A 13,722-nucleotide genomic window follows, 5' to 3' on the forward strand; every position below is an offset into this window, starting at 1 on the left:
CTTTGTGACAAATTTTGACAAACACGTTTAACAACCTACTGTTTTTCCTACGATTACGTTAAAGACGGTCTTATTTTGCGCATCTGGTTGAGCAAACGCAGGCTGATGCCGCTGAATATCCCGGCAGTCACCCCACTCGTCGCACCGGACAACAGGCAGAACACGGGGTCATGCGCGAGTGTGGGAAACTGAGACAACTGGACGGAAAAATAGAAACGAGAACAAAACGTCAGCAGCATTAAGCCCAACGTCCACCACGAACCGGTGCGCTGAAAACAGCGGGATTCCGGCAGATACGCACCTGACGTCCTCCCCCATCTCCATCCGAGGCCCAGCCCAACGGTCAACGTCAGCAGAAATCCCCCTGCCGCCGCAAGCGGGAGCTGCAACGTATGAAAAATGGCGCTAACCCCCCACACCATGAAAACCATTGGCACAACCAACATTCGCGCTAGCGATTGTTGTCTTGGCTGACTGGCTTTTACGCCAGCGTAAATCAGATACCCTAAAACGCCCCATACCCAATACGGCGTATGACGCAGTATGATCAGCAGGTTTTCCACGGTAGTGATTCCTTTCTCAACGGTACAGTTACGATTACGGCGCGACTTTCGCCTGTTCCAGCGCCTGCTTCACCGCGTTAATCACCCCCTGGCTCGATAACGTGGCACCCGTTACCGCATCGACCTTGTTAATATCTTGCTTCTCGATAAGCTGTGGAACAATTTGATCTGTCGCACTCAGCATCATGGCTTTAGTATCACCATGCTTCAGCACTTCCGCATTAGCGATCTTGCCATTTTTGATACTGACCGACACTTCAACCTCTGCGGCCTTACCCTGCGCTTTACCGATATAGTTGCCGTCTTTATATTGCGCCACATCGCTGCCATGAACGGACAGAGAAAAAGCCATCACTACCGTGACCAACGCCGCCGAAATAGATTTTTTCATCATTTCCCCCTGTGTGAATCGAAAAAAACAATTCAATAACCAGAAAATAACCGTTAATTAAAACCTAATAATTGATAATAAGATTTCGTCTCAATATTATCTAATGATAATTTAAGTCTCAGTGCACACTCTATACACCGATCTCTGAGTGCTTTCAACTGGGTTTCATCATCGACCATCACCGATATTTCCACGAAATAACCCAGTGATTCAATATAATCGATCGTGATGTGGAAGGCGTTTAAAAAGTAGATACTGCGGATTTTATGAATGTCAAAAAGGGGCCGATACCCTAGCGTCTGTAGCATGCTATCGGTTTTTTCAAAGTTTTCGACGTTAACCGCTTCGCAGCGTTCAACGCCCGGTCCTTTCACGATCCAGAGCTTAATCCCCGATGGCTCCATGCGGCGCACCAGCATGTTGATATTTTGCTGTCGCAGGCGATTCTCGGCATCATCGTAATAAACATCGTGCTCTTTATTCTCAAAGACGAAAGCCTCTGGGTGAAGGCTAAACAGCGTATTCCTGAAAACGGCTATATCGTCAACGCGAAATTTAAGCTCAACTTCATATTTCCCTGTGAAATGTTCAACCATGTTCTTTCTCCTCACTGGATTCCCTGAAATAAAATTGATTCTCCACCACAGCAATCAGCGTTTTATTACGCTGTCATATGAAGTTGAAGAGAATAATGATTCAGTCATCCGTAAAATAGATCATACAGGTAACATAATACGGTCGAAAAAATGCGGTCAGTGCCCTTGCTGGACGCTGACCGCCGTTAATAGTAGCTGAGTCGGCAAAAACCGCTAGTTCTTCATGCAGTCGTCGCCGGTAATAGCAGAATCAGTGCGGCACTGAAGCCAAGATGATGCATAAACTCACGTAAAATAAGCAGCCGGGCGGAGAAAATATTCTCCAGCGGAATCCCCTCCCAGGCAGCCGGACTCCCCAGCATGACACGTTCCAGACGCTTAAACGTCCGTTCCATATCATCCTGCGGCAAACGCCAGCCCGCGTCCTCTTCTTCTGCTCCCGAAATTTGGGCGAGCGTCACCAGGGCGGAATCGAAAGAAAACAGCACAGACCCTGCTGGGATATCGTGGCGAATTCGCGTCACTTCATCTTCCACCGCCATGATCGCCCGTTCCATCTCGTCCGGCGTCGGAGGCAGGTGTTTGAAAAACGTCGCCGCCGTGTTGTCAAAGCCGATGGTTAATTGCAGGGTGGCCGACGGTTGTGATGCCGTCCCGCAGACGACGGTCGTCTGCTGTTCGCCAATGCACAGTACCGTTACCGGTACATCCGGCGCGACGCGCGCTCTGGCAAGCGAGTACGCCTGTTTGAGGTTCACAGCATTTTCCATCACGGCATCTCCTTATTTAGTGCCGATGCCCATGCTGGCAACAGCGTGCAATACTGGCAATATCTGCGGGCGTGGTTCGGCAACACCCGCCAATCAAACGCGCCCCTGCCGCCTGCCATTCGGGCAGATGTGCTGCCAGTGAACAGTCAGCCTCGTGGCCGTGGCTCCAGGTTTTGGTCACAGCATCATACTGCTCGCCGGAATTGGGATAAACCACCAACGGCAAATCCGTCAGTGAAGACAGGTACGTCAACGCTGGCGTCACCTTTTCCAGCGCGATGCAGTTGATGCCAACGGCAACCACCTGCGAACAGGCGTTGACCCGTGCCAACACCGTGTGCAATGGCGTACCGTCGCTGAGGTGTTCGCTATCGCGCAGCGTGAAGGAGAACCACGCCTGCGCCTGAGGGAACTCGGTCAGTAACGCGATCAGCGCCTCTATTTCCGCAAAGGATGGTAGCGTCTCGCAAGCCAGCAGATCGGCTCCCGCCTCAAGCAATGCTGCCATACGCGGCCGATGAAACGCCATCATCTCAGCCTGCGGCAGTTGGTAATCGCCACGATACTCAGAACCATCCGCCAGATAGGCCCCGTACGGCCCTACCGACCCCGCCACCAGCAGCGTGCCGGCCTGTGGATTAGCATGGCGATAATCCTCCCGAGCCTGCACCGCAAGCTGCACACTTTTGGCAATAAGTGCCAACGACTCCGCTTCACTATATCCTCGCGCCTTAAACCCTTGCGGCGTTGCCTGATAGCTGGCCGTGATCGCACACTGCGCCCCCGCCTTGAAATAGTCGAGGTGTACCTGATAAATCAACGCCGGATTTTCAACCAGCACTTTCGCCGACCACAGCGGATCCGTTAAGTCACAGCCACGCGCTTCCAGTTCGGTCGCCAACGCGCCGTCCAGCACAATCGTTGATGCCGTCGCCAGCATGTCGGTCACGGTATTTTTACGCATTGTCTTCCACTCCCGTTAAGCCACGCTTCTTCATTGACTGCGTGAAATAATAAGCAGCGTAACACAAGGCGACAAACGGAATACCACACCACAGCGCGATCCGCTGGCTGGGATCAAACGCCAGCCCGACACAAGCCAGCAAGCACAGCAGGAAACCGAGAATCGGCGTGATCGGGAACCACGGCGCGCGATATTGCAGCGCGGAGAGCGGCTTTCCCGCACGGAGATGGTGACGGCGGAACATATAGTGTGAGGCGCAAATGCTCAGCCACACCGCCACCACGGCAAAGCCGGAAATCGCAGACAGCGCCACGTAGACGGTATCTGGTGCGACCACGCTGGAAAACAGCGCCAGCAGCCCGCCCAACATACTAATAGAAATGGCAAAAAGCGGAATGCCGCGGCGTGTCAGGCGGGAAAAACGGCGTGGCAACGTCCCTTCATTGGACAGCGACCACAGCATACGCCCGGAGGCATACAGCCCTGAGTTAGCCGCAGACAGGATCGCCGTCAAAATGACGAAATTAAAAATGTCGGCAGCATAAGGAATGCCAATCTTCTCAAACACCAGCACAAACGGGCTTTTAGCGATACCCGCTTCCTCCATCGGGATCATCGCCGCCAGCACCAGCACCGTCCCCAAAAAGAAAACCACCAGCCGCGCGACGGTGGTACGAATTGCTATTGGCACCACCTTCTGCGGATTCTCGGTTTCCCCTGCCGCGATGCCGATCAACTCCGTACCGGAAAACGCGAAGTTTACCGCCACCATCGTCATCAGGATGGGCAAGCCGCCGTGTGGGAACCAGCCAGACGCCGTAATGTTCTGGAAGAACGGCGCGGGCGACCCGTCCTGCATCGGGATAAACCCAAACATCGCCCCCGCACCGAGCACGATAAAGGCCAGAATAGTGACCACTTTAACGATCGAAAACCAGAATTCACCCTCGGCAAAGAAGCGGGAAGAGATGATATTCAACAGATAGATCAGCACACAAAACAGCAGGCACCACGTCCAGACGGGCACCTGCGGGAACCAATACTGCATACAAAAACCAGCCGCGGTCAGGCTGGAACCCAACGCCACCGTCCACGTCAGCCAATACAACCAGGCCACGGTATAACCGGTAGCCGGGCTGATATAGCGAGAGGCATACACATGGAACGCCCCCGTTTCCGGCATGGCGACAGACAACTCGCCCAGACTCAGCATCACCAGATACACCACCAGCGCACCAATCAGGTATGCCAAGAGCGTCCCGGCAGCGCCAGTGGTAGAAATAATGTAGCCCGTATTAAAAAACAGACCTGTTCCTATCACGCCACCGAGCGAAAGCATCACCAGATGGCGAGCTTTCATGGTGCGCTTAAACTGCCCTTCCGAGCCTGATGCGTGTTGTTCCATGATGACCTTTCTTATAAATGAATCCGACATAGTTTATGCCGCAAAAACATATAGACGTCTAAACTTCCAGACAGATAAAATGTTATACCGCCAACCGATTCGCAAAGTAAAGTGCAAGCTGGCGGAGGGGGATGAAGTGCGTTAAATCTGAACGGATTGATAAGAGCACGCCGAGTGGGAAGGCAGAAAATGAGAAATGATGAGGAAACGGTGAACCGCTATGGTTCACCTATCACACGCGCAATATCCGCTGAGGTCTTCAAGGTACGGATCTGACCGAATAACTCGGTGGCGTCGTCGTACTCTTTGCGCAAATAGCCAAGCCACTGTTTGATGCGTGCCACATGATACATGCCCGTGTCGCCCTGCTTTTCCAGCCGCACATACTTTTGCAGCAGCAGCATAACGTCCGGCCACGGCATACGCGGCTCATTGTACTTAATCACCCGGCTCAGGTTGGGCACATTCAGCGCCCCTCTCCCCAGCATGATCGCGTCACAGCCCGTTGTCGCCACGCAGTCCTGTGCGCTCTGCCAGTCCCAGATTTCGCCGTTGGCAATCACCGGAATCCGCAGACGCTGGCGGATTTCCCCAATCGCCGGCCAGTTGATACATTCCGCCTTGTAACCGTCTTCTTTGGTGCGCCCATGTACGGCCAGTTCGCTTGCCCCCGCCTGCTGCACCGCATCGGCAATTTCAAACTGACGCGCCCCCGAATCCCAGCCCAGACGGATTTTCACCGTAACCGGCAAGTGCGCGGGCACGGCCTCACGCATGGCTTTCGCCCCCTGATAAATCAGCTCGGGATCTTTTAACAGCGTCGCGCCGCCCCCGCTACCGTTCACCAGCTTCGACGGGCAGCCGCAGTTGAGATCGACGCCATATGAACCCAGTTCAACCGCCCGCGCGGCGTTTTCCGCCAGCCACTGTGGATATTGCCCCAGTAGCTGTACGCGCACCAACGTACCCGACGGCGTACGGCTGGCATGGTGCAATTCAGGGCAAAGGCGATAAAAGGATTTAACCGGTAAACACTGATCCACCACGCGTAAAAACTCAGTGATACACAGGTCATAATCATTCACTTCAGTCAGCAGTTCCCGCACTAATGAGTCGAGAACCCCTTCCATCGGGGCAAGCAGAACACGCATAACGCTACTCGGTAATCATTTTATCGTTAATCACAGGCCATGCCTAAGGCGGCCCCAAAAGCAGGCAATGTTAGGGGGTATTGTACGGGGAACGCAATGGGAAAGATAACGCGGGTAAGGCGCAGAGGTTGCCTCTTGTGACCATATCATCAATAATTCGTTACTACTTTGTGCCAATACTGTCCTGATGGACCACAACGAAGACTATTTATTTATGTCGAATATCAAAACCGGCACGCTGCAACGTCCCCAGCTCTCTTTGCCGAATAATGCCGACAAACTGCTGCTGCACTCCTGCTGTGCGCCCTGCTCGGGTGAAGTTATGGAAGCCATCACCGCTTCTGGCATCGACTACACCATTTTCTTTTATAACCCCAATATCCACCCGCAGCGTGAATATCTGATCCGTAAAGAGGAAAACATCCGCTTCGCCGAACAGCATAACGTGCCGTTTATTGACGCGGATTACGACACGGACAACTGGTTCGAACGCGCCAAAGGCATGGAATGGGAGCCTGAACGCGGCGTTCGCTGCACCATGTGTTTTGATATGCGCTTTGAGCGCACGGCACTGTACGCCGCAGAAAACGGCTTTAGCGTTATTTCCAGTTCGCTGGGGATTTCCCGCTGGAAAAACATGCAGCAGATTAACGAATGTGGGCATAACGCCGCGCAGAAATATCCCGGCATCACTTATTGGGACTACAACTGGCGCAAAGGTGGCGGCTCGTCACGCATGATCGAAATCAGCAAACGCGAACGTTTCTATCAACAGGAGTATTGCGGCTGTATTTATTCCCTGCGCGATTCCAATAAGCATCGCAAATCACAGGGGCGCGATATTATCCGCATCGGTAAACTGTATTACGGCGACGAAGCCGAATAACCACCTCACATCAGAGTCCGGCACGCGGTGCCGGACTCTCTGCGTCTTACTTCTTCACATCGACCTGATAGAAAATATGCTTACCGAACGGGTCGATCTCATACCCACTCACTTCCTTACGCACGGGTTCAAAGATGGTGGAATGCGCAATCATGACGGCAGGTGCCTGATCGTGCATCATCTGCTGCGCCTGCTTGTATAAAGCTATTCGCTGCTCATGATCCTGTGAAGCGCGCGCTTCGGTGATGATTTTATCAAAGGGCGCATAGCACCATTTTGCCGAGTTGGAACCACCGTTAGCCGCCGTGCAGGTAAAGAGCGGCCCGAAGAAATTATCAGGATCGCCCGTCGCCGTGGTCCAGCCCATCAATGCAGCCTGATGTTCACCGCTTTTCACCCTTTTCAGGTATTCGCCCCATTCGAAGGTGACAATTTTGGCCTGTACGCCCACTTTCGCCCAGTCAGCCTGAATCATTTCCGACATGCGACGAGCATTGGGATTATACGGCCGCTGCACCGGCATCGCCCACAGTTCGATCGTGGTGCCCTCCGCCAAACCCGCTTCTTTCAGTAATGCTCTGGCCTTTTCGGGATCGTAGTCATAATCCTTCAACTCACTATCCGCACTCCAGACGCCAGGCGGCAGCAGGTTTTTCGCCGCTGTCCCCGTTCCCTGGAAAACGGCGTCGATAATCGCGGGTTTATTAATCGCCATCGTTAACGCCTGTCGTACTTTCACGTTATCCGTCGGCGCTTTTTGCGTGTTGAACGACAGGAAACCCGTGTTCAATCCCGCCTTTTGCATCAGCACGATATCCTTATTCTCTTTCATGCGCGGCAGGTCGGCAGGATTAGGGAACGGCATTACCTGACACTCATTCTTTTCCAGCTTGGCATAGCGCACGGAGGCGTCGGGCGTGATGGTGAAGATCAGCCGATCCAATTTCGCTTTACCTTCCCAATAGTCTGGAAACGCCTTAAACAGAATGCGTGAATCTTTTTGATACTGCGCTAATTCAAAAGGTCCGGTGCCAATCGGCTCCATATCCACACGTTCCGGCGTGCCGGCTTTGAGCATGGCGTCGGCATATTCCGCCGAAAGAATGGAAGCGAAATACCAGGCTAAATCGGCCAGAAACGGCGCTTCCGCGTGAGAAAGCGTAAAGCGCACGGTATGATCATCTACTTTTTCGATGTTCTGAATCAGCGAGCCAAAAGCCAGGCTTTCAAAATTGGCGTAGGTGCCTTTCGAAACGTTGTGGTAAGGGTGCTGCGGGTCTTTTTGCCGCATGAAGGAGAAAATAACGTCATCGGAGGTAAAATCACGCGTAGGTTTGAACGCTTTGTTGCTTTGGAACTTCACCCCTTTGCGCAAATGAAAGGTATATACACGTCCATCGGCGCTGATATCCCAGCGCTCCGCCAGACTCGGCACCAGCTCTGTGGTGCCCACTTTAAAATCCACCAGTCGGTTATAAATCGGCACCGCGCTGGCATCGACACTGGTGCCAGAGGTATAAAGCTGCGGATTAAAGTTTTCCGGCGAGCCTTCAGAGCAATATACCAGGGTGTTAGCCGATGCCGCAGAGGCGACCGCGAGCGTCAACGCCGCGAATGTGAATCGTATTCCTGCTTTTTTCATCCTAGCTCCTCGCTTATTGTGTTATTCGTGTCCCGTTTACTGGGTTGGCTTTCTGACTATCGCTGTCTTAAATAGAAAACCATGGCAATAAAATGACAAATAAAACCCTCGAATGAAATAATTTCTACGTTAGGATAACTATCATGGCTTTTACTGAATAAAAGGGATTCGTTATGACAGCTAATCTGGCTCATCAACTCAGCACTCGTTTTTATCGTTACCTCGCCGTGACCAGCCAAAGCAATGCCAGCTCGGCAACACTGCCCAGCACGCCGGAACAACATGAGATGGCGCGATTACTGGAGGGTGAACTCCGTGCGCTGGGTCTGCAAGACGTGGTGATTGATGAGCACGCAACCGTAACCGCCGTAAAGCCGGGTAACTGTCCGTCTGCCCCGCGTATCGGTTTTATTACTCATATCGATACGGTTGACGTCGGTTTGTCGCCACATATTCATCCACAGACGCTGCGCTTTACCGGTGAAGACCTGTGCCTGAATGCCGAACAGGACATCTGGCTGCGCACGGCGGAACACCCGGAAATTCTGCCGTATGTCGGGCAGGACATAATATTCAGCGATGGCACCAGCGTACTCGGTGCAGATAACAAATCCGCCGTTACCGTAGTGATGACGCTGCTGGAGAACCTGACCGACGCGACGCCGCACGGTGATATCGTGGTGGCCTTTGTGCCGGATGAAGAAATTGGGTTACGCGGGGCGAAAGCGCTCGACCTCAAACGCTTCGATGTCGATTTTGCCTACACCATCGACTGTTGCGAACTGGGTGAAGTGGTGTATGAGAATTTCAACGCGGCTTCTGCGGAAATTCGCTTTACCGGCGTGCCGGCGCACCCGATGTCGGCGAAAGGCGTGTTAGTTAACCCGCTGCTCATGGCACATGATTTTATCAGCCAGTTCGATCGTCAGCAGACGCCAGAGCACACCGAGGGACGCGAAGGCTACATCTGGTTTAACGATCTAACAGCAAATGCCAACGAAGCGAAACTCAAAGCGTCGATTCGGGATTTCGATTTAGCGACGTTTGAACAGCGTAAGCAGCAAATCGCAACCATTGCCGACAAGATTGCGGCTCAATACCCGACGGGCGGCGTGAGCTATACCCTCACCGATATCTACAGCAATATCAGTAACGCGATTACTGATGATCGTCGCGCCATCGACCTGCTGTTTGCGGCGCTGGATAAATTGGACATCAACCCCAAAGTGACGCCAATGCGTGGCGGCACGGATGGCGCAGCGCTGTCTGCCAAAGGGCTGCTGACGCCGAATTTCTTCACGGGCGCGCACAATTTCCACTCACGCTTTGAATTTTTACCGGTGCCATCGTTTGTGAAGTCGTATGAAGTGGCGCTGAATTTATGCCTGCTGGCGGCGAAAAGCGTCTAAGGTGTTTATCAGACGGGGCGAGCATGCCCCGCCTGCTTAGCAGTATTACTACTCTGTCAGATCCGTTGTCGGTGCTCCAGGTGCGTTCTTTTTCACGGATTCAATACCGTTATCACGCGCCTGAACCGAACTATACATTTCACTACGGCCAATAATCTGATGGTTCGCCGCTTTCAATGTGAAATAAGGTGAGCCATCTTTCGCCACTACGCGGTCATATCGTCCATCATGAGGTGCGTTTTCTTTCACGGACTCAATCCCGTTTTTCGCACCTGCTTTTGAGATGTAACCTTCACTGGCCAGTATCGGTTCGCCATTTCCTGCTTTAAGACGAAAATAAAACTGTCCATTTTTTCCACTGAAGATTTCAAATTTCGCACTCACTTTATTGCCTCCGATAATCATTTGCTAAGTGATACCTGCAATAAAGCGTAGCGGCAGATGAGTAACCGTCAAACAGGATATGAAAAATGCCTGACGCAACGCAGTTTATAACCACATGGAGGACAACATACTGACGGTAAAGTGACAAAGGTGGTGTGACATTTTTACGCCACACACGTCTCAAGCCAGTAAAAAGGGAGCCGCTGGCTCCCTCTCGAGGTTATTTATCCGCTGGCTTACTGCGGTTTTGCGGTCGCGGTGCGCGGCGTTGCCCTTCGCCATTCCCCTTACCGCCATTACCTTTATTGCCCCCCCAAGGGCTATCGCTGTTACCGCCCGTTTTGCGCGGCTGACGATTACCCTCGGTCGAACGGCGTTCGCTCTGACCTTGACTACGCTCGGACTGACCGCGCGGCGCTCCGTTACGTGCGCCGCCGCCACGGTTGCCCTGACGACCATTCACAATCGGTTCAGCCTTGATAGAGGGATCCGGCTCATAGCCTTCGATAGCGATACGCGGAATTTCGCGCTTCAATAGGCGTTCGATATCACGCAGCAGCTTGTGCTCATCCACGCACACCAGCGACAGCGCTTCCCCCGTGGCTTCCGCACGACCGGTACGACCAATACGGTGAACGTAATCTTCCGGCACATTCGGTAGCTCATAGTTCACGACGTGCGGCAGTTGGTCGATATCCAGACCACGCGCGGCAATATCCGTCGCGACCAGCACGCGAATGCTGCCATCTTTGAAGTTCGCCAGCGCACGAGTACGCGCGCCCTGACTTTTATTCCCGTGAATCGCCGCGGCGGTAATGCCGTCTTTTTCCAGCAGTTCAGCCAGATGATTCGCGCCGTGCTTGGTGCGGGTAAACACCAACACCTGCTGCCAGTTGTTTTCACCGATCAGTTGCGACAGCAGCTCGCGCTTACGGCGCTTATCGACAAAATGGACATGCTGCGTAACCAGTTCAGACGGCGTATTACGACGCACGACTTCAACCGAGGCCGGATTGGTGAGAAGCTTGTTCGCCAGCGCTTTGATCTCATCAGAGAATGTGGCGGAGAACAGCAGGTTCTGACGTTTAGCGGGCAGCTTCGCCAGTACACGACGAATATCGTGAATGAAGCCCATATCCAGCATACGATCCGCTTCATCCAGCACCAAAATTTCAATCTGTGACAGATCGACGGCGTTCTGGTGTTCCAGATCGAGCAAACGCCCCGGCGTCGCCACCAGAATATCCACGCCGCCGCGCAGTTTCATCATCTGCGGGTTAATGCTCACCCCGCCGAATACCACCAGTGAACGCAGGCGCAGATACTTACTGTACGCCTTCACATTTTCATCAATCTGCGCCGCCAGCTCACGGGTTGGCGTCAGGATCAGCGCCCGTACCGGACGGCGGCCTTTCCCCTTATTCTGCGCTTCACGACTGTTCAGCAGTTGCAACAATGGCAACGTGAAACCCGCCGTCTTACCCGTGCCCGTTTGTGCGCTGGCCATCAAATCGCGCCCTTCCAGCACCACAGGGATCGCCTGACGCTGTACAGGGGTAGGATCGCGATAACCCTGCTCTTCAATCGCACGCAGAATATCGGCACTCAGGCCGAGAGAATCAAATGACATAAAAAGAACTACTCCAGATCCGCTCTGACCGGACAACAGCCGGTGTAGTTTTCAGAGGGTCAATAAGGCGGGTTTGACGGGCCACTATTAACGTAACAACTCATATAACCATTTACGTAAAACAACGACATACGCAACAACCACGATGAACGGGCACAACTACAGTGCATGACTGCCGACGATTGTAGCAGAGATTCTGACCACTAAGGGATATTTCTCTGCATCGGCCCATTTTGTATGGCGAGCTTCCTGCTCGCCACCCTACGGGCCGTCGCAAGCAACGTTGAAAAACGTTCCCTACGTTTTTTTTGCGGGGCGCAACAAGGGGCAGTTATTACAATATTCCTGCGGCTGCGACGCTTTATAATAAAAGCAGCAGGTGCGGCGAAAGCGTACGTGACGAAAGCTGGTTGCGTTTTTCGCCGAGGGAACCCGCATTTTCGCACGAAAGAACGGCTTCAGCGGGTTGTCATCACAGCCAAAACGTTCACCGGGTGCCGACAGTAAGGCGTCAAAATCTTGCTGAACCTGCTGTGCCAGCGTCATCCCCGGCGAACAAACCGCCCCGGGATCGTCCCACTTAATACGCTGCTCATATAACGAGAACACCCGCACCGCGACATTTTCCCACAGGATACGCCGCGACACGCCCGATACCGCTGATAACGTAAGCAACATCGGCGACAGATGTTGAGCAAACAGCGTGTCGAACAGGCTAGCGCGCCATGCGTCGCGCATGCCCGCTTGCGGCTGGGATACCGTGAGATCGTAAAGCGGCATGGTCGACGTCCACAGGCGCTGGTGCCCGAATTCCAGCACGCAGTTATCCAGCGCCATGTTCAACCCTTTGTTATACACCGACATGGCGTACAGGCTGGAGGCGGTGGTCAGGAACCCGATCCGTTTTACCAATAGCGAGGCTGTAATCGCGATCGACGGAGACAGCAACGCTGGCGTCAGTTTTTCGAGCAGCAATCGACAATAGTCTGCATCCAGTATCCGGCTGCTTGGGCAACGATCCTGCTCTGTTTGCTGAGAGGCCTCTGTTAATTGCAGCGTGTCAGAGAGCATTGCCCACTGCGGCGGCGTTAGACGATTAACGTACATCGGCCGACTTCCCCGCGACTTCACGCCCAAACGGAATGCATAGCGGCGTGCCAAAGAACGGATCGTCAATGATGCGACAGTTCAGGTTAAATACCGTTTTTACCGTAGCTTCCGTGAGAATGTCGCGCGGATTACCCTGCGCAAACACCGTCCTGTCATGAACGGCCACCATGTGGTGTGCGTAGCGACACGCCAGATTCAAATCATGTAAAACCATGACGATAGTCTTCTGCTGCTGAAGATTCAGTTCCCGTAGCAAATCCAGTATCTCCATCTGATGTGCCAGATCGAGATAGGTCGTTGGCTCATCCAGCAGGAGAATATCGGTATCCTGCGCCAGCGTCATAGCGATCCACACCCGCTGACGCTGCCCGCCAGACAAGGAATCTACCGTACGATCCTTTAATGCCAGTACGCCGGTGCTCTGCAACGCCTGAAGCACGTTCTCTTCATCCGTCGTTGACCACTGCTTTAACCATGATTGATGCGGGTAGCGCCCCATCTTCACCAGTTGATAAACCGTGAGGCCTTCCGGCGCCGTCGGCGTTTGCGGCAGTATCGCCAGTGACTTTGCCACCTCAACGGTGGATTGCCGATGGATATCCGCGCCATTGACAATAATCGTCCCGTTTGTTGGTTTCAGCAGGCGAGCGAATGATTTCAGCAAGGTGCTCTTGCCACAGCCATTACTGCCCACCAGCACCGAAATCTTTTGGGCCGGCAACGTGATATCCAGCGCATCAATCACAATCTGCTTATCGTAGCTTAGCGTCAGCGACTGGCTGGCAATCGCCTCACGGGACTCACTGTTCGTTGAATGCATA

14 protein-coding genes are annotated in these 13,722 nt (G+C 53.3%); 2 read left to right on the forward strand and 12 right to left on the reverse strand.

Going from position 1 to position 13,722, the window contains the following annotated elements:
• Positions 1 to 53: 53 nt before the first annotated feature.
• From OI69_RS12980 to dusC, 7 genes are all read right to left on the reverse strand, one after another.
• Positions 54 to 563, reverse strand: coding sequence for a DUF6622 family protein (locus tag OI69_RS12980; protein ID WP_039351109.1), 510 nt, complete (start codon positions 561 to 563; stop codon positions 54 to 56).
• Positions 564 to 597: 34 nt separating this feature from the next.
• Entirely contained in the window at positions 598 to 954 is a 357-nt protein-coding gene (locus OI69_RS12985; RefSeq protein ID WP_039351111.1) for an FMN-binding protein, read from the reverse strand.
• A 53-nt stretch (positions 955 to 1,007) separates the two neighbouring features.
• On the reverse strand, positions 1,008 to 1,550 hold the full coding sequence (cyaB, locus tag OI69_RS12990) for a class IV adenylate cyclase (RefSeq protein WP_039351113.1): 543 nt from the start codon (positions 1,548 to 1,550) through the stop codon (positions 1,008 to 1,010).
• A 221-nt stretch (positions 1,551 to 1,771) separates the two neighbouring features.
• Entirely contained in the window at positions 1,772 to 2,320 is a 549-nt protein-coding gene (locus OI69_RS12995; protein ID WP_039351115.1) for an acetate and sugar kinases/Hsc70/actin family protein, read from the reverse strand.
• Positions 2,321 to 2,336: 16 nt separating this feature from the next.
• A complete protein-coding gene (mmuM, locus tag OI69_RS13000; RefSeq protein ID WP_039351116.1) occupies positions 2,337 to 3,284 on the reverse strand; it encodes a homocysteine S-methyltransferase in 948 nt (315 codons plus the stop codon).
• Complete coding sequence (gene mmuP, locus OI69_RS13005) at positions 3,277 to 4,689, reverse strand: S-methylmethionine permease (protein ID WP_039351119.1); 1,413 nt, start codon at positions 4,687 to 4,689, stop codon at positions 3,277 to 3,279. The genes mmuM and mmuP overlap by 8 nt, the downstream gene beginning before the upstream one ends.
• Before the next feature lie 218 nt (positions 4,690 to 4,907).
• Positions 4,908 to 5,840 (reverse strand): tRNA dihydrouridine(16) synthase DusC, encoded by a 933-nt coding sequence (gene dusC / locus OI69_RS13010; RefSeq protein WP_039351121.1) that lies wholly within the window; start codon positions 5,838 to 5,840, stop codon positions 4,908 to 4,910.
• A 214-nt stretch (positions 5,841 to 6,054) separates the two neighbouring features.
• On the opposite strand from dusC, the gene OI69_RS13015 reads away from it, so the two are divergent.
• The gene (locus OI69_RS13015) at positions 6,055 to 6,726 is read left to right on the forward strand and encodes an epoxyqueuosine reductase QueH (RefSeq protein WP_039351124.1); all 672 of its coding nucleotides are present in this window, start codon (positions 6,055 to 6,057) and stop codon (positions 6,724 to 6,726) included.
• A 46-nt stretch (positions 6,727 to 6,772) separates the two neighbouring features.
• On the opposite strand, the gene OI69_RS13020 is transcribed toward OI69_RS13015, so the two are convergent.
• On the reverse strand, positions 6,773 to 8,368 hold the full coding sequence (locus OI69_RS13020) for an ABC transporter substrate-binding protein (protein WP_039351128.1): 1,596 nt from the start codon (positions 8,366 to 8,368) through the stop codon (positions 6,773 to 6,775).
• A gap of 173 nt (positions 8,369 to 8,541) precedes the next feature.
• Here OI69_RS13020 and pepT point away from each other — a divergent pair, with 173 nt between their 5' ends.
• Positions 8,542 to 9,777 (forward strand): peptidase T, encoded by a 1,236-nt coding sequence (gene pepT, locus OI69_RS13025; protein ID WP_039351131.1) that lies wholly within the window; start codon positions 8,542 to 8,544, stop codon positions 9,775 to 9,777.
• Positions 9,778 to 9,825: 48 nt separating this feature from the next.
• On the opposite strand, the gene OI69_RS13030 is transcribed toward pepT, so the two are convergent.
• The 4 genes from OI69_RS13030 to OI69_RS13045 form a co-directional block, all read right to left on the reverse strand.
• Positions 9,826 to 10,161 carry a YegP family protein gene (locus OI69_RS13030; protein ID WP_039351244.1) on the reverse strand — a complete coding sequence of 112 codons (336 nt, stop codon included), beginning with the start codon at positions 10,159 to 10,161 and terminating at the stop codon, positions 9,826 to 9,828.
• Positions 10,162 to 10,381: 220 nt separating this feature from the next.
• On the reverse strand, positions 10,382 to 11,791 hold the full coding sequence (gene rhlE, locus OI69_RS13035) for an ATP-dependent RNA helicase RhlE (protein WP_039351134.1): 1,410 nt from the start codon (positions 11,789 to 11,791) through the stop codon (positions 10,382 to 10,384).
• A 297-nt stretch (positions 11,792 to 12,088) separates the two neighbouring features.
• A complete protein-coding gene (locus OI69_RS13040) occupies positions 12,089 to 12,898 on the reverse strand; it encodes an IucA/IucC family C-terminal-domain containing protein (protein WP_039351137.1) in 810 nt (269 codons plus the stop codon).
• Positions 12,888 to 13,721, reverse strand: a complete 834-nt coding sequence (locus tag OI69_RS13045) for an ABC transporter ATP-binding protein (protein ID WP_039351247.1) — start codon at positions 13,719 to 13,721, stop codon at positions 12,888 to 12,890. The genes OI69_RS13040 and OI69_RS13045 overlap by 11 nt, the downstream gene beginning before the upstream one ends.
• Position 13,722: the final 1 nt, after the last annotated feature.

The organism is Pectobacterium fontis (assembly GCF_000803215.1).
GTDB lineage: Bacteria > Pseudomonadota > Gammaproteobacteria > Enterobacterales > Enterobacteriaceae > Pectobacterium > Pectobacterium fontis.

Bases quoted from the DNA above. Each gene is read 5' to 3' on its own strand.
- OI69_RS13045 (WP_039351247.1), bottom strand. From the start codon at position 13,721: ATGCATTCAACGAACAGTGAGTCCCGTGAGGCGATTGCCAGCCAGTCG.
- mmuP (WP_039351119.1), bottom strand. From the start codon at position 4,689: ATGGAACAACACGCATCAGGCTCGGAAGGGCAGTTTAAGCGCACCATG.
- OI69_RS12985 (WP_039351111.1), bottom strand. From the start codon at position 954: ATGAAAAAATCTATTTCGGCGGCGTTGGTCACGGTAGTGATGGCTTTT.
- mmuM (WP_039351116.1), bottom strand. From the start codon at position 3,284: ATGCGTAAAAATACCGTGACCGACATGCTGGCGACGGCATCAACGATT.
- cyaB (WP_039351113.1), bottom strand. From the start codon at position 1,550: ATGGTTGAACATTTCACAGGGAAATATGAAGTTGAGCTTAAATTTCGC.
- dusC (WP_039351121.1), bottom strand. From the start codon at position 5,840: ATGCGTGTTCTGCTTGCCCCGATGGAAGGGGTTCTCGACTCATTAGTG.
- OI69_RS13040 (WP_039351137.1), bottom strand. From the start codon at position 12,898: ATGTACGTTAATCGTCTAACGCCGCCGCAGTGGGCAATGCTCTCTGAC.
- OI69_RS12995 (WP_039351115.1), bottom strand. From the start codon at position 2,320: ATGGAAAATGCTGTGAACCTCAAACAGGCGTACTCGCTTGCCAGAGCG.
- rhlE (WP_039351134.1), bottom strand. From the start codon at position 11,791: ATGTCATTTGATTCTCTCGGCCTGAGTGCCGATATTCTGCGTGCGATT.
- OI69_RS13015 (WP_039351124.1), top strand. From the start codon at position 6,055: ATGTCGAATATCAAAACCGGCACGCTGCAACGTCCCCAGCTCTCTTTG.
- OI69_RS13020 (WP_039351128.1), bottom strand. From the start codon at position 8,368: ATGAAAAAAGCAGGAATACGATTCACATTCGCGGCGTTGACGCTCGCG.
- pepT (WP_039351131.1), top strand. From the start codon at position 8,542: ATGACAGCTAATCTGGCTCATCAACTCAGCACTCGTTTTTATCGTTAC.